We start from the raw sequence: 23,294 nt of genomic DNA, 5'->3' as shown, positions 1-23,294 counted from the left end.
CGGCAGCCTTGGGGCGCCGTCACCGTTGAGGCGGACCGGCCGTCAGGACCGGCGTTGGGGGTGCGGCGTCGGGAAGCGGAGGCTTTCGTCGCCGTGCGGAGGTCGCTCGCCTGGGCGGCCCGTGGTGGGCGGGAGACGCCTTCAGCAGGTCGTCGGTCTTCACTGGTCGGCCTTCACATAGAGTGCCGTCGCGAGGGTGGCCAGGTTGTTCGTCGCAAAACGATCCCGGGCGCCCTCGTTCTCGTCCCCGCCGGCACCCCTCGATATTGACCATCCAGTGGGTCTTATCCAGTCACCGGTACACCGGAAAGGACCGTGCCATGTCCAGCGACCGTCTCATGCGCATCCACAGCGCCGAGTTCCAGGCCATGGCCGAGAGGGTCCTGCGGGTCACCGAGCTCACCTCCCGTCTGAACGTCCTGCCTTTCGAAGACGAGGCGGGCAAGGCGGAACTGTTCGAACAGATCCTCGGCAAGCCACTGCCACCGAGAGTCACGATCTATCCGCCCTTCTACACGGACCACGGCCTCCATCTCGACCTCGCCGAGCGCGTCTTCATCAACCAGAACTGCACGTTCCTGGACTATGCCGGCATCCGGCTCGGCGAGCGCGTGATGGTAGGCCCGAAGGTCACGTTCATCACCAGCGGCCATCCGGTCGATCCCGAGGAGCGGCGGCTGTACCTCACCGGCGCACCCATCGACGTGGCGGAGAACGTGTGGATCGGTGCCGGTGCCACGATCCTGCCCGGCGTCAGCATCGGCCGTGATGCCGTGATCGCCGCCGGCGCGGTCGTGACCGATGACGTTCCGCCGGCGAGCCTGGTGACCGGCAGTAAGGCAACCGTGCACCGACGGTGGTGACGACCGCTCCAGGTGCCGGCCCAGGATCGGCAAGTGGCCGACGATGGGTCCGTGGGATTGGGGCTGGCTGGCCGGTGGCTGTCCTGTCTACGCTGGTGGGTAGGGCCCGATGCCATCGCCGTTCGCAGCAACTGGAGCGCGTGCTCGGTCTCAGGCAGCCCGCGCCCGTGTGCGGACTGGGCCGAGCCGGGGCAGAGCGGGTCCGTGAGGAGGAAGCCGCCATGGCCACCGCAGTCAACCGCGCTGAGGTCGAGGCCGACATCAAGGAAACCATGGGCCTTGTCCCGCACTTCTTCACCAGGATTCCCACCGAGTTGCTGGGCCCTGAGTGGGAGATCTTCAAGCGGATCGAACTCGGCGAGACGCTGATCCCCAACAAGTACAAGGAACTGATCGGGGTGGGGCTGCACGCCGAGACGAAGTGCCACTACTGCACCCTCTTCCACACCGAGGCCGCCAAGCTCTTCGGTGCGACGGACGAGGAGATCCAGGAGGCGGTCCACTACGCCAAGTGCAGCCTGGGCTGGAGCGCCTACATCAACGGCATGCAGGAGGACTACGACCAGTTCAAGGCCGAACTCGCCCAGGTCGGGGAGTACGTACGGGCCAAGAGCGCGTGATGGAGCTGGAGAGCGTACGGCCGATGGTGCTGCGCGGCACGTTCCACGTGTACGAGCTGGCCTCGTTCGCGGCTGCCGCGCGGTACGTGGTCGACACCGCGCCCGCCGATGTCCCGGCGGAGGTGATCGACCAACTCGCCACCCTGCTGGCCGAGTACGACCGGCAGGTGCGCGGTCTGCGGCCGAGCGCCGGTCAGCCGCATTGAGCGGCGGCGCAGTCTGCCCGAGGTCGGGAGCCGGTCGATCCCGGTGGATTTCAGGCGCCGGTGAGCCCCTTGATCCAGTTCCTGGTCGGCGAAACCGTGATATCGCTCATGATGGTGTTCGCGGAGCCGCAGAACTCCTTGTCGCTGCCTCTGGAGACGACTCCGATCAGGACCAGTCTGCCCTGCACCAAACTCGACAGCGGGCCGCCTGAATCCCCTTCGCAGGGCGTGGCAGTCGGCTTGCTTTCGGTGCACAGCTCAATGTCGGGACGGATCGGACGGCCTTCGCCGGTGCAGAGATCTGGGTGAATGACGTTCGTGTTGAGGTATTTGAGATAGCGGGCCGGCTCCAGGCAGTCGAGGTCCGCACGGCTGGGATTGCAGGTGCGCCCCCAGCCCGTGACCACGGCGGGGAAGGGGACGTCACGTGCCTGAACCGGCGGGCCGATCGGGGCCGGGGGGACAGAGGTCACGTCCTTGTCGAGCTCAAGGAGCCCCACGTCCGCGGGTCCGGTCTGGCTGTACATGCCCGTGGCCTCGCGCAGCTCTCCTCCGAACGAGCGGTCGATCGTTCCGATGCGCACGAGTGTCCGGCCGTACGGAGGCACGCTGATGAGGTTGAAGCAGTGTGCTGCCGTCACCACCCAGTGCGGAGCGATGAGAACTCCGCTGCAGCGGAACAGCTGGTCGGGTCCGTCCACGCTGGTGATCGAGGCGGCGGCGCCGGAGTATCCCTGGCTCACGTCTCCGCCACCGATGATGCGTGACTGCGGCCCTCCGCTGCCGGGTTGTTCTGCCTCGGCGGCTGGGGTCACGCCGACAAAGGCGCTCAGCAGGGCGGCGACTGCCACCGATGCGATTTTCAGTCCGGTCTTCACTTATCCTCCAGGAGGGGTAAGGCAGTTGTGCGAATTTTTATCATCGTGCACGCACAATCCATGGGCGCGACTCGCCCGAATACCTGAGCCCGTTCTGGAGTGAGCCTGGGGTGGAGATCATCGGTAGTGCCCCCGGCAGCGGGTGGAGGGCTGCCGGGGGCGGGGTGCTAGTGCCGCGTCAGGCAACCTTCGCCCCGTCGCGACGCCCGGCACGCACTCTCGCCGCACCGGCCGAAAGCCCAAGTACGTCCAGTACGAGGACTTCCGGCCGGCACGCCGATAGCACGCACCGGACGCCGCTCCTTGACGGGCAAAAGTTGCCTGACGCGGCACTAGTGTGATGCGCCGCAAATCACGAGGGTAACTATTGCTGTGATGGTTGCTGGCGAGGAGGGTTGATCTTGGCGAGGTAGTCGGCGAGGGACTTGAGGATTTCATCGGCGGTCTTGGTCCAGGTGAACGGTCTCGGATCCTGGTTCCAGGTGTCGATCCAGGCCTTGATGTCGTCTTCGAGGGCTTTGACGGAGGTGTGGACGCCGCGGCGGATGAGCTTGTCGGTCAACAGGCCGAACCAGCGCTCGACTTGGTTGATCCAGGATGAGCCGGTTGGGGTGAAGTGGACGTGGAAGCGTGGGTGCCGGCTGAGCCAGGTTCTGATCTCGGCGGTGTTGTGAGTGCTGTAGTTGTCACACACCAAGTGCACGTCGAGCTGGGCGGGGACGGCCTTGTCTATGGTGATCAGGAATTTCTTGAACTCCAGGGCCCGGTGGCGGCGGTGGAGTTCGCTGATGACGGTTCCGTCGGCGATGTTGAAGGCCGCGAACAGGCTGGTGATGCCGTGCCGCAGGTAGTCGTGGGTGCGGCGTTCGGGCATGCCTGGCATCATCGGCAGCACTGGCTGGGACCGGTCCAGCGCCTGGATCTGGGACTTCTCGTCGACGCAGAGTACGACGGCCTTCTCGGGCGGGTTGTGGTAGAGCCCGACGACGTCCACCACCTTGTCCACGAACTGCGGGTCGGTGGAGAGCTTGAAGCTGTCCTGAAGGTGGGGCTTGAGGTCGAACCTCTTCCAGATCCGCCCGATGGTCGACTTCGACAGCCCCGTGCGGGTGGCCATCGAGGCCCGCGACCAGTGCGTGTCCTGACCCGGGGCGGACTCCAGAGTGGCGACGATGACGTCTTCGACCTGATCGAGCAGGATCGAGGGCGGCCTGCCTGGACGCGGCTCATCCTGCAAGCCGTCCAGCCGCTTGTCGATGAACCGGGCCCGCCAGCGCTCCACAGTCGAATCGTCGACGCCCAGGTCCATCGCCGCCTGCCGGTTCGTCCCGCCCTCCGCGCAGCGCAGCACGATCCTGGCCCGCAGCGCGAGAAACTGCGCGGTCTTCGCCCGTCTCGCCCAGCGCACCAACTGGTCCCGCTCGGCCTCACTCAGGACCAGGTCGGCCTTCGGTCGACCGATACGGCCCGCATCCTGCAAGCCGGCCAGCCCCTCGGCCGCGAACTTGCGCCGCCACTTGGACACCGTCTTTGCCTGGACGCCAACTTGCTCCGCGGCAGCGGCATTCGACTTACCGTCAGCGCACGCCAGAATGATCCGGGCCCGCTCGGCCGCTCTCCGGTCCCACGACCCGGCCCGACGCACCAACTCGGCACGCTCGTCACCAGACAGCGTGATCGCCACGGCAGAAGGTCCAGGATGCGCCACTCTAAAAGGGTATCAACTTACCTCGTGATTTGCGGCGCATCACACTAGGCGACCCAGCGGTGGCCGTTCCAGTGCTCCCAGCGGCTGCCGGCCTGGCGCTCCCAGTAGCGGTGCTCGGCGTTCCAGCGTGCCTTGACGCCACCGGCCTCGCGCCAGTAGGTGCCGTGGTCGTTGCGGTCGCGCTGCTTGTCGACGGGCCGGTCCCAGGCGCTGCCGCTGCGCGTGGCGGCAGCGGTGTGGGCGGGGCCGGCCGAGGTGCTGTCGGCCGCGTATGCGGCGCCGGCCGCTCCTGCGGCGAGCCCGCCCAGCAGGATGGTCGAGGTGGCGACGGTGGCGAGGCGGCGCATCAGTACATGAGACATCCGGCATTCTTCCCAACTCTTCGGAGAACAAAGACAACTGGATCAACGGAAGAGAAGGCCGGGGGTTGCGGGTCAGGTGTGTTGATCATGCGTGGACCGCCGTTGACGCCGCACGGACCGGCAGGACCACTCAGGCGAGCAGGCGGATCAGCGCGGTGTCGAAGAGGTCGAGCGCGCGCGGCAGTGGTCCCGCGTCGTGGTGGTGCAGGGCGGACCAGAACAGGTCGCCCGGGAGCGCCTGCTTCGACGCGTACACCCGGTACGCGTACCGGCGGCCGTCCACGCCGGCCAGTTCGACCAGCCAGCAGGCGTCCGGCGGTTGGGCTGACGAATCGTCAGACATGCTGATGCGCAGGCGCCTTGGCAACGGATCTCCCTCCCGGTGGCGGCGGACCTCATGGGGTCAGACCGCCGCCGGGGGTGGAAGGTTGTGCCGGGCGCGCGGGTTCAGTCGGTGGCGGCCGGGCGTTCGAGCAGCCAGCGGTCCAGCATCAGCCGGATCTCGGCGAGGATCGCCGGATCGCCTTCGGGGAGGTCCCGGAAGGCGGTGTCGAGCAGCCGGCCGGCGGTTGCCACAACGAGTTCGGTGCGCAGGACGAAGCCAGGGGTGGCCGGGTAGCCGTAGTGCCGCACCAGGACGGTGCGGATCGCGGCGGCCAGCCGCCGGTCGGTGGCCTCGTCGTACTCGCGCAGGGCGGGCAGTGGCGGGCCGGAGAGACAGAGCCGCTGGAATCCCGGTTGCTCGCGTCGGAACCGGACGTGCGCGTCGAGCAGGCGGGCGGTCAGCTCGCCCGGAGTGCCCGGCAGCGGGCCGGCCAGGACCTGGTCGGTGAGGGTGGTGAACTCGTCCAACCAGCGAACCACCAGGGTGCTGACGATCGCGTGCTTGTCCGGGAAGAAGCGGTACAGCACCCCGACCGAGACTCCGGCCTCGGCGGCGATCAGTTTGGTCCCGACCTCCTCGTAGTCGCGCTCCTCCAGCAGCTTGGCGGTGGCCGTCAGGATCCGGGCCACCTTCTCCCGGCTGCGCTGCTGCTGCGGCTCGCGCAGCACACCGGCGGGCAGTGGCGGCTCGCTCTCGGTCATCGCACTCCTTGACAGGGCTTCAAAGCTGAACCAGAGTCTAGTTCATGATTTCCGCTGGGGGAGCGGCCGTGGCGCCGCTGGGATCTCGCTTCCGACTGATCTGGACCTCGGTCACGGTCTCCGCGCTCGGTGACGGTATGCGCTTCGTCGCGCTGCCGCTGCTGGCCGCCCGGATCTCCCGGGATCCGCGTGACCTGGCGCTGGTGGCCGTCGCCGAACAACTGCCATGGCTGCTGCTCAGCCTGCCGGCCGGGGCGCTGGCCGACCGGGTGGACCGGCGGCGCCTGCTCTGGGCGGTGGACGCCTGCCGCGCGGTACTGGCCGCCGGTTTCGCGATGACGGTGGCGCTCGGGGCCGCGCGGATCCCGCTGATCGTGCTGGTCGGCTTCCTGCTCGGCTGCGGGCAGACCTTCTACAACGCGGGCTGGTCCGGGGTGGTCCCGGCCGTGGTCCGCCCGGCCGACCGGCCCCGGGCCAACGGACGCCTGCAGGCGGGCGCGCTGGTGACGGACTCGCTGCTCGGTGGGCCGCTGGGCACCGTCTGCTTCGGCCTCGCCGCGCTGGTGCCGTTCGCGGTGGACGCGGTCTCGTTCGGACTGGCGGCCCTGCTGGTGTTCCTGCTGCCCGGCAGCCTGCGGGTCCGGCGCCCCGAGCCGTCGACGGACCGTCAGGCGGTGCGCGGCCTGTTCACCGAGGCGGTTGAGGGTGCGCGCTGGCTGGCCCGGCACCGGCTGCTGCGCGCGCTCTGCCTGGCGGCGACGACGGCCAACGTGGTCGTCGGCGGAGTGCTCGCGGTGCTGGTGCTGTACGCGCGCGAGGTCCTGCGGCTGAGCGCGGTCGGCTACGGCCTGCTGGTCGCCGGCTTCGCGGTCGGCGGGGTGCTCGGCTCGCTGGCCGCGCCCTGGCTCGGCCGACGGCTCGGTACGGGCTGGACGCTGCTGGTCACCATGCTGGGCTCAGGCCTGGCGCTGACTGTCGCGGGGCTGAGCAGCAGTTGGCCGCCGGCCGGCTGCGCCACGGTCGGCTACGGAGCGCTGAGCTTGGCCTGGGGAGTGCTCGCGGTCTCGCTCCGGCAGGACCTGGTGCCGGAGCAACTGCTCGGCCGGGTCAGCATGGCCTACCAGATGGTGGCCAACGGCGGTCTGGCCGTTGGCGCGGCGCTGGCCGGCGTGCTGGCTCACGCCTACGGGCTGCGGGCCCCGTTCCTGGCGGGCGCGGCGCTGACCGTGCTGGTCGCGCCGCTGCTCTTCCGAGTGCTGCGCAGTCATCAGGCGGTGGCCTCGGTGGTGGTGGGGACGGCCTCCGAGGAGCTGCCCGCCGGCGTCGGCGCCGCCGAGACCCGGGCCAGTCGCCGTACTTCGGGTACCGCCAGCACCAGCAGGGACAGCAGCGTCATCCCGCCCGCACAGGCCCAGAGCGCGCCGTTCAAGCCGAGCCCGCCGGCCAGCGGGGCGGCTGCCGCGGTTCCCACCGGTGCCAGCGCCACCGAGCCGCACCAGTCGTAGGCGGCCACCCGGGAGAAGCTCGCGGCCGGGATCTCCTGCTGCAGTGCGATCATCCAGCAGACCCCGTAGACCGTCCCGCCGACCCCCGAGGCGAACATCGCGGCCCCGATCGTGGTCAGCGACGCGCCCGCCGCCAGCGAGGCGGCCGGCGCGGCGAAGAGCAGGATGCCGAAGGTGCCGACCAGCAGCAGCCGGCGCGGCTGCCAGCGGACCATCAGCAGTCCGCCGGCCACCAGCCCGGCGCCCATCGCCGCGTTGACCAGTCCCCACGGCCGTGGCCCGCCGAGGCGCTGGTCGGCCACGATCGGACCGAGCACCGACTCGGCCGCGATCAGGCAGGCGTTCACCACGCCGTACTGCACCACCACCGCCCAGAGCCAGCGCCGGGAGGTGAACTCCCGCCAGCCCTCGCGCAGATCGGCGAGCATGCCGGGCGCGGCCCCGCGATCGGCCCCGGGCTCGGCCGGTCGCGGGCTCGGCACGGGGGCGCGCAGGAAGAGCCGCAGCGCGCCGGCCGCGGCCAGCGTGGCGGCGTCCAGCGCCAGCACCCAGCCGGGGCCGACCGCCGCGACCAGCGCGCCGCCCAGCGCCGCGCCGCCGATCAGCGAGGAGTTCAGCGCGGTGCGGAAGAGCGCGAAGGCCCGGGGGGCCTGCTCCTGCTCGACCGACTCCATGATCATGCCCTCGGCGGCCGGAGCGTAGAAGGCCTGCCCGATCCCGTTCGCCGCCGCCAGCAGCACCACCTGCCAGAGCTGGGCCGAACCGGTCAGCACCAGGGCGGCGAGCAGCGCCTGGGAGAGTGCGTTGCCGAGGTTGGCCGCCACCATCACCCGGTGCCGGGGCAGCCGGTCGGCCACCGCGCCGCCGATCAGCAGGAAGAGCACGATGGCGGCCAGCCGCGCGCCGGTGACGTAGCCGATCTCGGCGGCGCCGCCGCCCATCCGCAGCAGCGCGAAGGCGGTGGCGATCGGGGCGCCGGCGTTGCCGAGACCGCCGACCACGGTGGCGCCGGTCTGGATCAGGTAGTCGCGCCCGGCCCAGGACAGCGGGCGCGGGCGGTGCTTGCGCGGGGGTTCGGTGCTGGGGTGCTCGGTGGGGCGGTGCTCGGTGCTGGGGGATCCGGTGCTGCGCTGCTCGGCGCTGGGGTGCTCGGTGCTCGGATGGTTCGGCGTGCGGCCGACGGTGGTGGTGGCTCGATTCGGCATTCGCCCGACTATGACGGTGGCATGGAGACCTGTCCACGCTACGGACAGGTATGGACAGGTTGGGGGAGTTACCCCGCATGAACCGTTCGGAAACTGGTCGAAGCTGATCGAAAATCAGCTTGGATGCTCCGAACCCTCGTGACAGCATCCCCGGATGCACGAGATCCTGCGCACCGCGAGTGCCCTGCTGAACCGTCAGCTGTCCGACCCGGTGGACCTGGGCGGCAGCCCACGCAGCACCGTGCTGCGCTGCCGCACGGACGAGGGCGGCAGCGTGGTGGTCAAGGCGTTCACCGACGAGGCCGAGGCGCGCCGCTCCTTCACCGCCGAGGCCGCCGGCCTGGCGCTCGGCGTGGCCGGGCCCGAACTTCTCGCCGCGGACCGGGACCTGCGGCTGCTGGTGATGGCCGACCTGGGCGGCGCGCCCACCCTGGCCGACCTGCTGCTCGGCGCCGACCCGAAGGCCGCCGAGCGCGGCCTGCTGGACTGGGCCAGGGGTCTGGGCCGGCTGGCGGCCGCCACGACCGGGCGCCGGGCCGAGTTCGCCGAACTCTGGGCCCGCTACGACCTCGGCCTCTGTTCCTGGGAGGACGAGCCGTGGGCGGCCGAGAACGCCGCCGCGCTACCGGGCGTGCTGCGGGCGGCCGGGGTGACGCCGGCGCCGGGTCTGGCCGCGGAGCTGGCCCGGATCGGTACGGCCGGCGGCGAGCGCTACCCCGGCTTCACCCCGGGCGACACCTGCCCGGACAACAACCTGCTGACCGATGACGGCCTGTGGCTGATCGACTTCGAGGCGGCCGGCTACCAGTCGGTCTTCCTGACCGCCGCCTACTGTCGGATGCCCTTCTCCAGCTGCTGGTGCGTCTTCGAGCTGCCGCCGGGGCTGGCCGCCGAGATCGAGCGGACCTACCGCGCCGAGGTGGTGGCCGGCTATCCCGAGCTGGCCGAGGACGCGCTCTGGCAGGCCGGGCTGGCCGCGGCGGTCGCGGTCTGGACGGTCGACCTGACGGTCCGCCTGCTGCCCCGCGCGCTGGCGGCGGACGCCCCGATGCACCGCACCCGCCGTCCGGTGGCGACCCGCCGCCAGGTCCTGCGGCAGCGCTGGGAGCGGGCGGCCGACCTGCCCGGCCTGCCGGCCCTCACCGCGACGATGCGCCGCCTGCTCGGCGAGCTGGCGGACGGCTGGGACGTGGCGCCGCTGCCGGGCTACCCCGCCTTCGAGCCCCTCACCCCAGGTGCCCGCGCAGGAAGCTGAGAGTGCGCCGCCAGGCGATCCGGGCCTGCAGCGGGTCGTAGGTGCCGTTCAGGTTCTCGTCGTTCATGAACGCGTGTCCGGCCGGATAGAAGTGGATCTCGGGACGGCGGTCGGTGGCCTCGCCGATCCGGATCGCCGCCTCGTCCACCTGGGCCACGGGCAGCCCGTGGTCGTGCTCCGCGTAGTGGCCCAGCACATGGGCGGTCAGTCCCCGGTAGTCGTAGTCGGGTTCGCGCGGCAGCCCGTAGAACGGGACCACGGCCGCCACCTTGTCGCCCTCCTGCGCGGCCAGCCGCAGCGCGAAGGCGCCGCCCATGCAGAAGCCGACCACCGCGACCGCGTCCCCGATCAGCGCCGGGTGGCCGAGCAGGAAGTCGACGGCGCCGCGCAGGTCCCGCACCGCCTGATCCACCGGCAGCTGCTTGAGCAGCAGGGCGGCCTCCTCGCGGTCGTGCGTGGTGGCGCCGCCGTACAGGTCGGGCGCCAGCGTCAGGAAGCCCTCGGCGGCGAACCGGTCGACCATCGAGGTCATGTGCGTGGTCAGGCCCCACCACTCCTGGACCACCACCAGCCCTGGCCCACGCCCCTCCGGCGGTAGCGCGAGGTAGCCGTGCGCCTGGCCCCCGTTGCTCGGAAAGGTGGTGTTCTGTGCCCCGGAGGGGGGTTCGGCCATCGGGCATCTCCTGGTGAGCCGCGGACCGGGCCATGGCGGCCCGCGGGGATGATGGTATTCGGGCCGGGAGCCGAGTGGGAGTCAGTTCCGGGCCGTCATCGGCGTGTCGCGCGGTCCGCAACCGGCGGACGGCGCGCTACCCCATCTCCTCCAGCGCCTTGCCCCGGGTCTCCTTGATGCAGAAGGCCACGAACGGGATCGAGAGCAGCGCGAAGCAGGCGTAGATGACGTAGGTGGCGGACAGGTTCCAGTCGGCCAGGTCGGGGAAGCTGACGGTGATCGCCCAGTTGGCGAGCCACTGGGCGGAGGCCGCCACCGAGAGCGCGAGCGCGCGGATCTTGTTCGGGAACATCTCGCCGAGCAGCACCCAGACCACCACGCCCCAGGAGAACGCGAAGCAGAGCACGAAGACGTGCGCCGCGACCAGCGCGACGGTGCCCTGCAGGCTGGGCAGGGTGGCGGTGGTGCCGGTACCGGTGCGGTAGGAGAAGGCCCAGGCGGCGGTGCCCAGCGAGAGCGCCATGCCGACCGAGCCGGCCAGCGCCAGCGGCTTGCGGCCGATCCGGTCCACCAGCAGCATCGCGATCACCGTGCCGATCACGTTGACGATCGAGGTGGAGATGCTGATCAGCAGCGAGTTGCTCTCGTTGATGCCGACGGACTGCCAGAGCACCGAGGAGTAGTAGAAGATCACGTTGATGCCGACGAACTGCTGGAAGACCGAGGCGCCGATGCCGACCCAGACGATCGGCAGCAGGCCGAACCGGCCGCCCAGCAGGTCGGGCAGCCGCGGCTTGTGGGCGCTGTGCAGCACGGTGCGGATCTCCGTCACCCGGGCGTCCAGGTCGACCGCCGGGCCTTCCACCTCGCGCAGCACCGTGCGGGCCTCGGCTTCGCGGCCGGTGGCGATCAGGTGGCGCGGCGACTCCGGGATGCGCAGCGTCATCACCCCGTAGACCAGGGCCGGCACCGTCTCCGCCCCGAGCATCCACTGCCACGCCTGGATCCCGGCCAGGTGGTTGGTCGACTCGCCGCCCGCGGCCTGGTTGAGCGCGTAGTTGACGAGCTGCGAGACGGTGATGCCGAGCACGATCGCCATCTGCTGGAACGAGGCCAGCCGGCCCCGGTAGGCGGTCGGGGCCACCTCGGCGATGTAGGTGGGCGCGATCACCGAGGCGATGCCGATCGCGATGCCGCCGAGCACCCGCCACAGCGCGAGCACCTGGATGCTGGGCGGGAACATCGAGCCCACCCCGCTGATCGCGAAGAGCAGCGCAGCCAGCCACATGGTCCGCACCCGGCCCAGGTGGTCGGCCAGCCAGCCCGCCGCCACCGCACCGGCCGCCGAGCCGAGCAGCGCGATCGCCACCACGAAGGCGGTCTCACCGCTGCCCACGTGGAAGTGCTTCTGGATGCCGGTGACGGCGCCGTTGATGACGGCGCTGTCGTAGCCGAAGAGGAAGCCGCCCATGGCCGCCGCCGCCGAAATGAAGACGACGCGGCCCAGGGGGGCGTTCTTGGCGGCGGGCTGCGCCGGTACGGTCCTGGACAGAGTGGGCTCCCGGGGTCCGATAGGGGCTGATCCGTACCATCAGATCAGGCGCAACCTCGACTTCCCCGTAAGGCGCCCGGTATGTCCATCGGCGTTATCCGTGGTCCCCGCTGTCCGTGGTTCCCGCTGTCCGTGCTCCCCGCCATTCGTGATCCGCGCTATTCGTGGTCCGCCGGGCAGGTTCCGGTCGGCGCGCCGCCGCGCCGCGCGTTGCGCCGCAGCAACTGCGCCCGGGCCCCCGCGTCGCCCGGCCCGGCCCGGTCGGCCAGCCGCTCGGCCAGCGCGGCCTGCTGATCGACCGGCAGCTTGTCGTCGTACTTGAACTTCGCCCGCACCTGGCGCACCGTCAGCCGCAGCCCGCGGATGCCCGACAGGTGCGGCCCGAAGGGCTCGCTGCCGGGGACGACGCGGGCCTCGGGGGTCTGCGGCTGGAAGTGCGCGAGCTGCCGGTTGAGGATCTCGGCCTTGCCGGCCGCGCTGTCCACCGCCTGCGCCAGGCAGTCGAACTGCACCGAGGCGTAGTGGCTGGTCGGCACCTGGGTGGCGCGCCAGGTACCGGGGACGAAGGTGTAGTCGTCGGTCACCGCGAGGGTCACCCGGGGGTTGGCCGTGATCGCCGCGAAGAGCGGGTTGGGCGCGGCCAGGTGGAGCAGGATCTCGCCCCGGTCCGGGTCGAGCACGAAGTGCGTGGGGACCAGGACCGGCCCGCCGTCGCCGCTCCCGTTGGCCGCCAGTAGCCCGAAGTCCCGCTCCGCCAGGAACGCGCGCCACTCGCCTTCGGTGCCCTTGTCCCAGTTGCGGATCAGCACGGCGCACCGCCCGGCTGGAAGTCCCGCAGGTACGAGGGAAGTTCGCGCATGGTGCCCGGGTGCGGCCGGGGTTCGCCGTAGACGGCCGACACCGGCACGATGCCGGACCAGTAGGGCAGCTCCTCGTCCTCGGGGTCGTCCTGCGCGTCGTCGTCGCGGGACTTGGCCGAGACCTCGTCGAGCACCAGCCGGATCACCGCCGTCTTGGCCAGCTCCTTCGGGTTGGCCGCCCGGACGTCCGCCGAGCGCCCCGGGATCGCCTGGTCGACCAGCGCGTCCAGCGCCAGTGTCAGCTCGGCCGGGTCGGTGACCTGCTCGGCGATGCCGTGTGCGACCACCGAGCGGAAGTTGACGGAGTGGTTGAACGCGGACTTGGTCAGCACCAGGGCGTCCAACTGGGTGACCGTCACGCAGACCGGCAGGCCCGCCGGGTCGCCGGCCGCCCGCAGCGGGCGGCTGCCGGTGGAGCCGTGCAGGTAGAGCCGGTCGTCGACCCGGGCGAAGATCGTCGGCAGCACCACCGGGGCGCCGTCCGCGACGAAGCCCAGGTGGCAGATCCAGGCGGTGTCGAGGATCGCGTGGATCTCGGCCCGCTCCCAGCTCGCCCGGTCCTTGTAGCGGGTGGGCGTGGTGCGCGGGGTGCGGGCGTAGCGCTCCTGGTTGCTGCTCGTGTCCGACATGACAACCCCCTATGTACTAGTGCATAATGAACTTTGTGCTAGGAGACTATCGGATTCAGGGCCGGCGCGCCACGGAGATCGCCGCCGACGTCGAACGTGCTGTCGGCGCGGGGGAGTTGGAGCCAGGCCAGGCGCTGCCACCGCTGCGTGAACTGGCCGAGGAGCTCGGCGTCAACCCGAACACCGTGGCCGCCGCCTATCGCCTGCTGCGCGATCGCGGGGTGATCGAGACCGCCGGGCGCCGCGGCAGCCGGATCCGCCCGCGCCCGGTCACCACCTACCGCGACCAGGTCCGGCTCGACGTCCCGTCGGGCGCCCGCAACCTCGCCGCCGGCAACCCTGACCCGCGCCTGCTGCCGCCGCTCGCCCCCGCCCTCGCGGTCGCCGCCGCGGCGGCCGACCGGGCCCCCGTGCTGTACGGGCATCCCGCCACCGAGCCCGCGCTGATCGAGCTCGCCGCGGCCGGCTTCCGGGCCGACGGGGTGCCCGAGGGCGCGCTCGCGGTCACCAACGGCGCACTGGACGCGATCGACCGGGTGCTGGCCACCCAGCTGCGCCCCGGCGACGCGGTCGCCATCGAGGACCCGGGCTGGCGCAGCCTGCTCGACCTGCTGCCCGCCCACGGCCTGCGCACCCTGCCGGTCGCCCTGGACGACCAGGGTCCGCGCCCCGCATCGCTGGCCGCCGCACTCGCGGCCGGCGCCCGCGCGCTGATCGTCACCAGTCGGGCGCAGAACCCGACCGGCGCCGCGGTCACCGCCACCCGCGCCGCCGAGCTGCGCACCGTGCTGGCCGGGCATCCGGACGTCCTGCTGCTGGAGGACGACCACGGGCACGGCATCACCGAGCTGCCGTTCGCCACCCTGACCTGCGCCGCCGACCGCCGGCCCGTGGTCGCCCGCTGGGTGGTGGTCCGCTCCGCCGCCAAGGCCTACGGCCCCGACCTGCGGCTGGCGGTGCTGACCGGGGACCAGGCCACCGTCGACCGGCTGCGCGGCCGGCAGCGGCTGGACACCGGCTGGGTCAGCCATCTGCTGCAGCGCGCCACCGCCGAGCTCTGGCGCAGCCACGGCGCCCGCCCGTCCGGCGTCGCCGAGGCCTACGCCGCCCGCCGGGGGGCGCTGCTGGTGGCGCTGGCCGCGCGCGGGATCACCGGCCACGGGGCGAGCGGGGTGAACGTCTGGGTGCCGGTGCCGGAGGAGACCGGCGCCGTGGTCGGCCTGCTGCAGCGCGGGTGGGTGGTCGCCCCGGGGACGGGATTCCGGGTGCAGTCCCCGCCCGGGCTGCGGATCACCGTCTCGGACCTGGACCCGGACGAGGCGCCGCGGCTGGCCGGGGACCTGGCGGCCGTCCTCGGTGCCTCGACGACGGGGGCGCGGCAGATCTGACCGGCGGGTGACTGACGGGTCGGCAGAAGTTAACGCACCGGTAACAGGGTGAGAAAGGTGCTGCCGCTACCTAGCGGTAACCACCGCGCTCATGTCAGATTCATCGCGCCACCGGCCGGCGGCCCTCCCTCACCTTCAGCGGCGCCCCAACCACACAGCGGGGTGCTGCCGCTCTTAGGAGTTGCGCCGTGCTCGAACGATCCCCATGCGTCAAGCGCAGCAGCCAGGTCAGACGACCGCTCGCCGCCCTGCTCGCCCTCCCGCTCTGCGCCAGCGGCCTGCTCGCCCTGGCCGTCCCGGCGAACGCCGCCGCCCCCGCCGGCCCCACCGTGAGCGTCACGCTCGGTGACAGCTACATCTCGGGTGAGGCAGGTCGCTGGCAGGGCAACAGCGACGACACCTCCGGCAGCCGCGACGGCACCGACCGGGCCTGGAACGGCAGCGGCTACGACGCGAGCAGCGTCTACGGCTCGACCTACGCCAGCGGGTGCGACCGCTCGGACGTGGCCGAGGTGAACAGCGCGACCGGGATCGCCCAGACCAGCGTCAACCTGGCCTGCTCCGGCGCCACCACCGCCAACGTCTTCCGGGCCGCCGACGGCGGCCAGTCCCTCAAGGGCGAGGCCCCGCAGGCCGACCAGCTCGCCGCGCTGGCGGCCAAGGACGACGTCAAGCTGATCACCCTGTCGATCGGCGGCAACGACCTCGGCTTCTCGGACGTGATCACCAGCTGCGCCGAGGACTACGTGGTCTGGGACTCGTACTGCGCCGCCACCGAGCAGTCCGCGATCGAGTCCAAGATGCCCGCCGCGATGGCCGGGGTCGGCAAGTCGATCGACGAGATCCGTGCGGCGATGGCAGGGGACGGCTACGCCCCCTCCTCCTACCGGATCGTGCTGCAGTCCTACCCCTCGCCGATCCCGCGCAGCAGCGAGAACCGCTACTCCGAGAGCGGCTGGGACCGGGTGAACACCGGTGGCTGCCCGTTCTGGAACGCCGACTCCGACTGGGCCAGGGACACCATGGTCCCGGAGGTCTCCGACCAGCTCGCGCAGGTCGCCGCCGCCAAGGGCGTGCAGTTCATGGACCTGCGGGACTTCCTGCAGGGCCGTGAGGTCTGCTCCACCGCCACCCAGCTGGCCACCCCGGACAGCCCGCCGTCGGCCACCACCAGCGAGTGGGCCCGCTTCGTCGACGCCGGCACCACCACGCAGGGCACCACCCAGGAGTCCATGCACCCCAACTACTACGCCCAGCAGGCCCTGGGGCGCTGCCTGACCCTGCTCTGGGCGCAGCCCAGCGGCAACTTCGCCTGCCGCAACACCCCGGGCGAGGACGCCTCCGGGATGTACCTGACGGCTTCCTGAGGGTCCGGCACGAACGCGCCGCCGGCCCCCTGTGGGGGACCGGCGGCGCGGCTCGCTCGGCGCTCGGTGCTCGGCAGCTCAGTGTTTGGCGTGCAGCGAGTTGGTGTGCTCGCGGATCTGCTCCTTGGTCAGATACGCGTCGGTGTACTCGAAGTCCCGCAGCCGGGCGGGCCGCCGGGCCAGGAAGCCGATCCGGACGAAGTCGTCCCCGGCGGTGGCGTTCATCACCCAGTTGGCGCCCACCCGCAGCTTGGCCACGTTGGTCCGCATCGCCATCAGGTGGTAGCCGCGGGCCACCAGCTGGGCCGGCACCCCGCTCATCTCCACGCCGAGCGGCTTGGAGACCGCGTCCTTGCCGCCCAGGTCGACCACCAGGCCCAGGTCCTTGTGGTAGTAGGGCTCCAGCGGCTGGTTGCGCAGCGCGGCGACCAGGTTGTCCGCCACCTTGCGGCCCTGGCGGGCCGAGTGCTGCGCGGTGGGCGGGCAGACCGCGCCGTCGCCCTTGGCCAGGTCCGGCACCGCCGCCGCGTCACCCAGCGCGAAGATGCCGTCGAACTGCGGCACCCGCATCTCGGCGGTCACCGCGATCCGCCCGCGCACCGTCTCCGCGTCCAGCGTGCCGATCAGCGGGCTGGCCGCCACCCCGGCGGTCCAGATCAGCGTGCGCGAGGGGATCACCCGCCCGTCGGTGAAGGTCACCGTGGTGTCGCCGACCTCGGCCACCGAGACACCGAGCGAGACGTCCACGCCGCGGTCGCGCAGCACCTTCAGCGCCCGGGTGCCCAGGTGCTCGCCGAGTTCGGGCATCAGCTTGGGGGCGATGTCGATCAGGTGCCACTTGATCAGCCGCGGGTCGAGCCGCGGGTAGCGGTCCAGCGCGGCGGTGGTCAGCCGCTGCAGGCAGGCCGCCGTCTCGGTGCCCGCGTAGCCGCCGCCGACCACCACGAACTGCAGCCGGGACTCGCGCTCGGCCTGGTCCAGGGTGGCCGAGGCGATGTCGAGCTGGGCGATCACGTGGTCGCGGATGTAGGCGGCCTCGGCCAGCGTCTTCATCCCGCGCGCGTGGTCGGTCAGGCCGGGGATGTCGAAGGTGCGGGTGATGCTGCCGGGGGCCAGCACCAGGTAGTCGTACGGCTCGGCGACCACCTGCTCGGTGATCTTGCGGATGATGCAGACCTTGGCCCGCGGGTCGATCCCGATCGCGCCGCCCGGGATGATGTCGGTGCGGTGCAGCGAGCGGCGCAGCGAGACCGCGACCGACTGCGGACTGAGCACCCCGGCGGCGACGTGCGGCAGCAGCGGTAGGTACAGCTGGTAGCTGAACGGTGCGACCAGGGTGATCTGCGCCTCCGTCGCGGCGAGCTTTCGCTCCAGCCGCCGGGCGCACTCCAGTCCGGCGAAGCCGCCGCCCACCACCAGGATCCGAGGACGTTCCATCTCTGTCTTCCTTCGCAGTCGGCGGGGCCCATGTGACGGGACGCCACGTCCCGGCCACCCTCGCACGGGCGATGGGGGCGCGCCACCGCAACACGGGGGCATGGGTAGGGTTGGCGCGTGCTTCGTGAGGTGACGGCGGTCCGTTATGTGACGCCACTGCGAGAAGGCGGCTCGATGCCGGGCCTGGTGGAGGCCGACGACCACCGGCTCTACGCGCTCAAGTGGAGCGGCGCCGCGCAGGGGCGCAAGGCGCTGGTGGCCGAGGTGCTGGCCGGCCGGATCGGGCAGGCGCTCGGGCTGCCGGTGCCGGAACTGGTGCGGGTCGACCTCGACCCGGTGCTGGCCCGCAGCGAGCCGGAGCAGCAGATCCAGGAGCAGATGCGGGCCAGCGGCGGGGTCAACGTGGGCCTGGCGTTCCTCAGCGGTGCGTTCAACTTCGACCCGCTCTGCTTCCAGGTCGATCCCGAAACGGCCGCCCGGGTGCTCTGGTTCGACGCGCTGATCGGCAACGTCGACCGGTCCTGGCGCAACCCCAACCTGCTGGTGGCCGCCGGGCGGCTGCACCTGATCGACCACGGCGCGAGCCTGATCTTCCACCACCACTGGGCCGGGGCGGCCGGTTGGATCCGACGCCCGTACGACGCGGGCGATCACGCGTTGCGGCGCTTCGCGGGCGACCTGGCGGCGGTGGACGCGGAGCTGGCCGCGCAGGTCACCCCCGAACTGCTGGCCGGGGCGGCGGACGCGATCCCCGAGGAGTTCCTGCTCGACGAGCCCGGCTTCGAGCACCCCCGGGCCGTCCGGGACGCCTATGTCGCGCAACTGCTGGCGCGGCTGGCCGGGCCGCGCGACTGGCTGCCCGTGCTGCCCCACGACGAGTCCGAGGCGACGGCATGACCGAGCGGCACGACTACGAGTACGCGGTGATCCGGGCGGTGCCCCGGGTCGAGCGCGGCGAGTGCGTCAACCTGGGCGTGCTGCTGTACTGCCGCTGGCGCGAGGAGCTGGCGGTGCGCACGCTGCTGCCGCAGGCGAAGCTGCTGGCGTTGGACCCGGCGGTCGACCTCGACGCGGTGGCGCGGGCGCTGCGCGGGATCGAGGGCATCTGCGCCGGTGGCCCGGCGGCGGGGCCGGCGGCCGGTGACAGCGCCGGGCAGCGGTTCCGCTGGCTGACCGCGCCGCGCAGTGCCGTCGTCCAGCCCGGTCCGGTGCACACCGGGCTGACCGCCGATCCGGCGGCGGAGCTGGAGCGGCTCTTCGCGCGGCTGGTGGCCTGAGCGGCGGTCGGCCCCGGCGGTTGTTTGCCAAGCTCAACACTGGAGTAGATAAAAGTTTTATGCGTCCTGTGATCTCATGGATGCCATGACCACCCTCGCACCCCCCGTCAGCACCCCCGCTCTGATGGAGGCGGTGGCGGCCGTCAGCGCCGCCTACTTCCTCGACTTCGCCGCCGCGGCCGGCCGGCACGGGCTCAGTTCCTCCCAGGCCAAGGCGCTCGGCGTGGTGCTGGAGCCGGTGCCGATGCGGGCGCTGGCCGGTCGGCTCGGCTGCGACGCCTCCAACGTGACCGGCATCGTCGACCGCCTGGAGGGCCTGGAGCTGGCCCGCCGGGAGGCGGCGGCGAGCGATCGCCGGGTGAAGATCGTCACCATCACCGAGCAGGGCCGCGAGGTGCTGCTGAAGATCCGCGCCGACATGACCAAGGCGCACCGCGCGCTGGACTCGCTCAGCGAGGAGCAGCGCGCCGCACTGCTGGCGATGTGCCAGCAGCTGCTGCCGCTGCTGGGCAACTGACGGTCGCCGAACCGCCGGCCTGATCACGGGGGTGGCCCCGGCACTGGACGCCGCGGGCGGTCGGCTGGTTGCGTAGGCCCGTTCGGGTTCGATCGAGCGGGGGGCGTGCCGGTGTCGCACGGGTGGGAAGGCGCACTGCTGCTGGGCCTGGTGGTGCTGGCCGGCGCCTCGGTGCAGCGGATGGCGGGGATGGGCTTCGCGCTGGTCGCCGCACCCGCGCTGGCGCTGCTGCTGGGCGCGGGCCCCGGCGTGGTGCTGTCCAACTGCGCCGCCGGGGCGATCAGCGCGATCGGGCTGGCCACCAGCTGGCGCCAGGTCCGCCCCGCCGCGATGGTGCCGCTGGTGGCCGCCGCGCTGGTGAGCGTGCCGGCCGGGGCCTGGGTGGCGGCCCGGCTGCCCGAGCCGCAGCTGCTGGCCGGGATGGGCCTGCTGGTCAGCGTCGCGGTGCTGGTGGTGATGCGGGGCACCCGGGTGGCCGCGCTGTGCGGGCGGCGCGGGGCGGTGGCGGCGGGGGCGGTCAGCGGCTTCATGAACGCCTCGGCCGGGGTCGGCGGCCCGGCCCTGTCGCTGTACGCGGTGAACGCGGGCTGGACGGTGCGTGAGTTCGTGCCGAACGCCCAGTTCTACGGCCTGCTGGTGAACCTCTTCTCGCTGCTGGTCAAGGGGGTGCCCAGGCTCGGCGGCCGGTCCTGGCTCGCGGTCGCCGCGGCGCTCGGCCTCGGCGCGCTGATCGGGCACCGGCTGGCCGAGCGGGTGCCCGAGCACCGGGCCCGCACCGTCGTGCTGCTGCTCGCGCTGGCGGGCGGGCTGACCACGCTGAGCAAGGGCCTGCTCGAGCTGTAGGACGGGGAACGGTGGGCCGGGAGCGGTCGGGCCGCTCCAGCTCCGGGCCCGGCGCCACCGGGCTGACCTCGACTGTTAACCTTGCGAAGCGTGAGCGCCAAGCCCCAGATCCCCAATGTCCTGGCCGCCCGGTACGCTTCGGCGACCCTGGCCCAGCTGTGGTCCCCCGAGCACAAGGTGGTCCTCGAACGCCACCTGTGGCTCGCCGTCCTCAAGGCCCAGCAGGATCTGGGCATCGAGGTGCCCGAGACTGCGGTCGCCGACTACGAGCGGGTGATCGACCAGGTCGACCTCGCCTCCATCGCCCGCCGCGAGCGGGTCACCCGGCACGACGTGAAGGCCCGGATCGAGGAGTTCAGCGAGCTCGCGGGCCACGAGCAGATCCACAAGGGGATGACCTCCCGGGACCTGACCGAGAACGTCGAGCAGCTGCAGATCCGCCAGTCGCTGGAGCACGTGCGGGACCGCGTGGTCGCCGTCCTGGTCCGCCTGGGCCGGCTCTCCGCCGAGCACGCCGAGCAGGTGATGGCCGGGCGCTCGCACAACGTCGCCGCGCAGGCCACCACCCTCGGCAAGCGCTTCGCCAGCATCGCGGACGAGCTGCTGGTCGCCTTCGCCCGCCTGGAGGAGCTGCTCGCCCGCTACCCGCTGCGCGGGATCAAGGGTCCGGTCGGCACCGCCCAGGACATGCTCGACCTGCTGGGCGGTGACGCCGAGAAGCTCGCCGAGTTGGAGCGCCGGGTGGCCGGCCACCTCGGCTTCGAGAACGTCTTCACCTCGGTCGGCCAGGTCTACCCGCGCTCGCTGGACTTCGAGGTGCTCACCGCCCTGGTCCAGCTGGCCGCCGCGCCCTCCAGCCTGGCCAAGACGATCCGCCTGATGGCCGGTCACGAGCTGGTGACCGAGGGCTTCAAGGAGGGCCAGGTCGGTTCCTCGGCGATGCCGCACAAGATGAACACCCGTTCCTGCGAGCGGGTCAACGGCCTCGCGGTGATCCTGCGCGGCTACGCCTCGATGACCGCCGAGCTGGCCGGCGACCAGTGGAACGAGGGCGACGTCTCCTGCTCGGTGGTGCGCCGGGTCGCGCTGCCGGACGCGTTCTTCGCCTTCGACGGCCTGCTGGAGACCTTCCTGACGGTGCTCGACGAGTTCGGCGCCTTCCCGGCCGTGATCGAGGCCGAGCTGGACCGCTACCTGCCGTTCCTGGCCACCACCAAGGTCCTGATGGGCGCGGTGCGCGCCGGGGTCGGCCGCGAGGCCGGGCACGAGATCATCAAGGAGCACGCGGTCGCCTCGGCGCTCGCGATGCGCGGCGGCGCCCGGGAGAACGAGCTGCTCGACCGGCTGGCCGCCGATGACCGGATGCCGCTGGACCGGGCCGCGCTGGACGCGCTGCTGGCCGACCGGCTCTCCTTCACCGGTGCGGCCGGGGCCCAGGTGGCCGAGGTGGTCCGCCGGATCGAGGCGGTCGCCGCCGCCTACCCGCAGGCCGCCAAGTACGCGCCGGGCGACATCCTCTAGGAGCGGGTACGTCACACGGTGGACCCGGGGCGCTCGTGCCCCGGGTCCACCGGCGGTCCGGTGGTGCCGCAGTACCAGGTGCTGTCCGGCTCGGCCGTCGGCGTCGGCGGGCGCCCCGGCACCGTGACCAGCGCCAGCAGGCCGGACGCCACGAGCAGACCCGCGCAGATCCCCACGGCGGTGCGGAAGGCCGAGTCCACCGAGCTCGGCACCTGGTACTGATCGCCGCTCAGCCCGGTCAGCAGCGGCAGCGCCGCGACCGCCAGCAGGCCGGCGGCGCGCGCCGCCGCGTTGTTCACCCCGCTGGCGATGCCGGCCCGGTGGACGGGTACCGCCGCCAGCACGGTCGCGGTCAGCGGTGCCACCAGCGCTGTCAGGCCGACCCCGAAGACCACGGCCGCGGGCAGCACATCCGCCCAGTACGAGGCGTGCGGGCCGATCCGCAGCATCAGCAGCACGCCGCCGGCGGCGACCAGCGGGCCGGCGGTCAGCTGCAGCCGGGGTCCGATCCGGCTGGCGAGCCGGCCCGAGCGGGCGGACAGCAGCAGCATCAGCACGGTGACGGGGGCGAAGGCCACCCCGGCCACCAGCGGCTCGAAGCCGGCCACGGTCTGCAACTGCACCTGCAGGAAGAAGAACACCCCGCCCAGCGCGCCGTAGACGCCGAGCGTCACCAGGTTGATCGTGCTGAACAGGCGCGAGTCGAAGAGCTCCAGCGGCATCATCGGCTGCGGGCTGCGCCGCTCGACGGCCACGAAGGCGGCGCCCAGCAGCACACCCGCGCCGGCCGACACCCAGACCGCCGCCGTCACCTTGCCGCCCGCCGCCGTCAGCGCGTAGGTGACCCCGCCCAGCGCGAGCGCGGCCAGCACCGCGCCGGGGACGTCGAAGCGCCCGGTGGCCTGTTCGTCGCGGCTCTCCGGCACATGGCGCAGGGTCAGCACCCCGACCAGCACCGCGACCGGCAGATTGATCACGAAGATCCACCGCCAGCCCGGACCGCTGACCAGCCAGCCGCCGAGGATCGGCCCCACCGCCGTGGCCACCCCGCCCAGCCCCGACCAGGCGCCGACCGCCGCCGAGCGGTCGTCGGGGTGGAAACTGGCCTGGAGCAGCGCGAGCGAGCCGGGGGTCAGCAGCGCCCCGCCGATGCCCTGCAGCGCGCGGGCGGCGATCAGCAGGTCGATGGTGGGCGCGATCGCGCAGAGCCCGGAGGCGGCGGCGAACCAGCAGACGCCGAGCACGAAGATCCGCCGTCGCCCGTAGCGGTCGCCCAGTGAGCCGCCGAGCAGGATCAGCCCGGCCAGCGTGAGCAGGTAGGCGTTCAGTGTCCACTGCAGCTGGGCCAGCGAGGCGTCGAGATCCCGCCCGATGCTCGGCAGCGCCACGTTCACCACCGTGCCGTCGAGCATCGCCATCCCCGACCCGAGCGCGGCGGCCACTACCACCCAGCGCCCCTGACGGCTCTTCAACCGCAGCTGACTCTCCATAACGTCCGATCCTGCGGGACCGGCCCGGCCCGCCGCTACCGCCGCGCCGGAG

General features: G+C 72.1%; 23 protein-coding genes and 1 pseudogene. 12 read left to right on the top strand and 12 right to left on the bottom strand.

The genetic code is table 11. The annotated features are described in order from the left end of the window. Nucleotides 1–320 precede the first annotated feature (320 nt). The 3 genes from OG403_RS04935 (at nucleotide 321) to OG403_RS04925 (ending at nucleotide 1,689) form a co-directional block, all read left to right on the top strand. Nucleotides 321–863: a sugar O-acetyltransferase gene (locus tag OG403_RS04935; RefSeq protein ID WP_329561730.1), complete on the top strand. Its 543-nt coding sequence runs from the start codon at nucleotides 321–323 to the stop codon at nucleotides 861–863. 221 nt (nucleotides 864–1,084) lie between these two features. Further along, a complete protein-coding gene (locus tag OG403_RS04930) occupies nucleotides 1,085–1,483 on the top strand; it encodes a carboxymuconolactone decarboxylase family protein (protein ID WP_329561728.1) in 399 nt (132 codons plus the stop codon). Continuing rightward, on the top strand, nucleotides 1,483–1,689 hold the full coding sequence (locus OG403_RS04925; RefSeq protein ID WP_329561726.1) for a hypothetical protein: 207 nt from the start codon (nucleotides 1,483–1,485) through the stop codon (nucleotides 1,687–1,689). Before OG403_RS04930 ends, OG403_RS04925 begins: the two co-directional genes overlap by 1 nt. Before the next feature lie 50 nt (nucleotides 1,690–1,739). Here OG403_RS04925 and OG403_RS04920 read toward each other — a convergent pair whose 3' ends face one another. From OG403_RS04920 to OG403_RS04900, 5 genes are all read right to left on the bottom strand, one after another. After that, complete coding sequence (locus OG403_RS04920) at nucleotides 1,740–2,567, bottom strand: S1 family peptidase (protein WP_329561724.1); 828 nt, start codon at nucleotides 2,565–2,567, stop codon at nucleotides 1,740–1,742. Nucleotides 2,568–2,931: 364 nt separating this feature from the next. After that, the gene (locus OG403_RS04915; RefSeq protein ID WP_329561723.1) at nucleotides 2,932–4,251 is read right to left on the bottom strand and encodes an IS630 family transposase; all 1,320 of its coding nucleotides are present in this window, start codon (nucleotides 4,249–4,251) and stop codon (nucleotides 2,932–2,934) included. Nucleotides 4,252–4,319: 68 nt separating this feature from the next. Further along, entirely contained in the window at nucleotides 4,320–4,637 is a 318-nt protein-coding gene (locus tag OG403_RS04910; protein WP_329561721.1) for a hypothetical protein, read from the bottom strand. 130 nt (nucleotides 4,638–4,767) lie between these two features. Continuing rightward, nucleotides 4,768–4,980, bottom strand: coding sequence for a hypothetical protein (locus tag OG403_RS04905; RefSeq protein ID WP_329561720.1), 213 nt, complete (start codon nucleotides 4,978–4,980; stop codon nucleotides 4,768–4,770). A gap of 104 nt (nucleotides 4,981–5,084) precedes the next feature. Next, nucleotides 5,085–5,723 carry a TetR/AcrR family transcriptional regulator gene (locus tag OG403_RS04900; RefSeq protein ID WP_329561719.1) on the bottom strand — a complete coding sequence of 213 codons (639 nt, stop codon included), beginning with the start codon at nucleotides 5,721–5,723 and terminating at the stop codon, nucleotides 5,085–5,087. A gap of 44 nt (nucleotides 5,724–5,767) precedes the next feature. Between OG403_RS04900 and OG403_RS04895 the strand changes: the two are divergent. Next, nucleotides 5,768–6,967 (top strand): annotated as a pseudogene (locus OG403_RS04895) (MFS transporter); the annotation flags it as partial. Between the two features lie 23 nt (nucleotides 6,968–6,990). Here the strand turns inward: OG403_RS04895 and OG403_RS04890 are convergent. Continuing rightward, the gene (locus tag OG403_RS04890; protein ID WP_329561718.1) at nucleotides 6,991–8,433 is read right to left on the bottom strand and encodes an MFS transporter; all 1,443 of its coding nucleotides are present in this window, start codon (nucleotides 8,431–8,433) and stop codon (nucleotides 6,991–6,993) included. A gap of 154 nt (nucleotides 8,434–8,587) precedes the next feature. Here OG403_RS04890 and OG403_RS04885 point away from each other — a divergent pair, with 154 nt between their 5' ends. Next, the gene (locus tag OG403_RS04885; RefSeq protein ID WP_329561717.1) at nucleotides 8,588–9,688 is read left to right on the top strand and encodes a hypothetical protein; all 1,101 of its coding nucleotides are present in this window, start codon (nucleotides 8,588–8,590) and stop codon (nucleotides 9,686–9,688) included. Here the strand turns inward: OG403_RS04885 and OG403_RS04880 are convergent. From OG403_RS04880 to OG403_RS04865, 4 genes are all read right to left on the bottom strand, one after another. Further along, nucleotides 9,660–10,361: a dienelactone hydrolase family protein gene (locus OG403_RS04880; RefSeq protein ID WP_329561715.1), complete on the bottom strand. Its 702-nt coding sequence runs from the start codon at nucleotides 10,359–10,361 to the stop codon at nucleotides 9,660–9,662. The genes OG403_RS04885 and OG403_RS04880 overlap by 29 nt on opposite strands. Nucleotides 10,362–10,497: 136 nt before the next feature. After that, nucleotides 10,498–11,913 carry a sugar porter family MFS transporter gene (locus tag OG403_RS04875; protein WP_442911046.1) on the bottom strand — a complete coding sequence of 472 codons (1,416 nt, stop codon included), beginning with the start codon at nucleotides 11,911–11,913 and terminating at the stop codon, nucleotides 10,498–10,500. Nucleotides 11,914–12,071: 158 nt separating this feature from the next. Next, the gene (locus OG403_RS04870; RefSeq protein ID WP_329561713.1) at nucleotides 12,072–12,722 is read right to left on the bottom strand and encodes an FMN-binding negative transcriptional regulator; all 651 of its coding nucleotides are present in this window, start codon (nucleotides 12,720–12,722) and stop codon (nucleotides 12,072–12,074) included. Then, nucleotides 12,716–13,402, bottom strand: coding sequence for a pyridoxamine 5'-phosphate oxidase family protein (locus OG403_RS04865; protein WP_329561711.1), 687 nt, complete (start codon nucleotides 13,400–13,402; stop codon nucleotides 12,716–12,718). The genes OG403_RS04870 and OG403_RS04865 overlap by 7 nt, the downstream gene beginning before the upstream one ends. 35 nt (nucleotides 13,403–13,437) lie before the next feature. On the opposite strand from OG403_RS04865, the gene OG403_RS04860 reads away from it, so the two are divergent. Together OG403_RS04860 and OG403_RS04855 are read left to right on the top strand one after the other, a co-directional pair. Beyond that, nucleotides 13,438–14,790, top strand: coding sequence for an aminotransferase class I/II-fold pyridoxal phosphate-dependent enzyme (locus tag OG403_RS04860; RefSeq protein ID WP_329561709.1), 1,353 nt, complete (start codon nucleotides 13,438–13,440; stop codon nucleotides 14,788–14,790). 188 nt (nucleotides 14,791–14,978) lie between these two features. After that, the gene (locus tag OG403_RS04855; RefSeq protein WP_329561708.1) at nucleotides 14,979–16,157 is read left to right on the top strand and encodes a GDSL-type esterase/lipase family protein; all 1,179 of its coding nucleotides are present in this window, start codon (nucleotides 14,979–14,981) and stop codon (nucleotides 16,155–16,157) included. Between the two features lie 78 nt (nucleotides 16,158–16,235). Here OG403_RS04855 and OG403_RS04850 read toward each other — a convergent pair whose 3' ends face one another. Further along, entirely contained in the window at nucleotides 16,236–17,594 is a 1,359-nt protein-coding gene (locus tag OG403_RS04850) for an NAD(P)/FAD-dependent oxidoreductase (RefSeq protein WP_329561706.1), read from the bottom strand. Nucleotides 17,595–17,711: 117 nt separating this feature from the next. On the opposite strand from OG403_RS04850, the gene OG403_RS04845 reads away from it, so the two are divergent. The 5 genes from OG403_RS04845 (at nucleotide 17,712) to purB (ending at nucleotide 21,752) form a co-directional block, all read left to right on the top strand. After that, nucleotides 17,712–18,491: a HipA family kinase gene (locus tag OG403_RS04845; RefSeq protein WP_329561705.1), complete on the top strand. Its 780-nt coding sequence runs from the start codon at nucleotides 17,712–17,714 to the stop codon at nucleotides 18,489–18,491. Beyond that, on the top strand, nucleotides 18,488–18,871 hold the full coding sequence (locus tag OG403_RS04840; protein ID WP_329561704.1) for a DUF3037 domain-containing protein: 384 nt from the start codon (nucleotides 18,488–18,490) through the stop codon (nucleotides 18,869–18,871). The genes OG403_RS04845 and OG403_RS04840 overlap by 4 nt, the downstream gene beginning before the upstream one ends. A gap of 85 nt (nucleotides 18,872–18,956) precedes the next feature. Further along, the gene (locus OG403_RS04835; RefSeq protein WP_329561702.1) at nucleotides 18,957–19,388 is read left to right on the top strand and encodes a MarR family winged helix-turn-helix transcriptional regulator; all 432 of its coding nucleotides are present in this window, start codon (nucleotides 18,957–18,959) and stop codon (nucleotides 19,386–19,388) included. Between the two features lie 111 nt (nucleotides 19,389–19,499). After that, nucleotides 19,500–20,231 carry a sulfite exporter TauE/SafE family protein gene (locus tag OG403_RS04830; protein ID WP_329561700.1) on the top strand — a complete coding sequence of 244 codons (732 nt, stop codon included), beginning with the start codon at nucleotides 19,500–19,502 and terminating at the stop codon, nucleotides 20,229–20,231. Nucleotides 20,232–20,312: 81 nt separating this feature from the next. Beyond that, nucleotides 20,313–21,752, top strand: a complete 1,440-nt coding sequence (gene purB / locus OG403_RS04825) for an adenylosuccinate lyase (RefSeq protein ID WP_329561697.1) — start codon at nucleotides 20,313–20,315, stop codon at nucleotides 21,750–21,752. Nucleotides 21,753–21,763: 11 nt separating this feature from the next. Here the strand turns inward: purB and OG403_RS04820 are convergent, their stop codons facing one another. Beyond that, entirely contained in the window at nucleotides 21,764–23,242 is a 1,479-nt protein-coding gene (locus OG403_RS04820; RefSeq protein ID WP_329561696.1) for an MFS transporter, read from the bottom strand. Nucleotides 23,243–23,294: the final 52 nt, after the last annotated feature.

It is taken from the genome of Kitasatospora sp. NBC_01266, assembly GCF_036242395.1.
Classification (GTDB): Bacteria; Actinomycetota; Actinomycetes; order Streptomycetales; family Streptomycetaceae; genus Kitasatospora.
The sequence above is the reverse complement of the archived record's forward strand: the minus strand, read 5'-3'. Positions and strand labels throughout refer to the sequence as shown.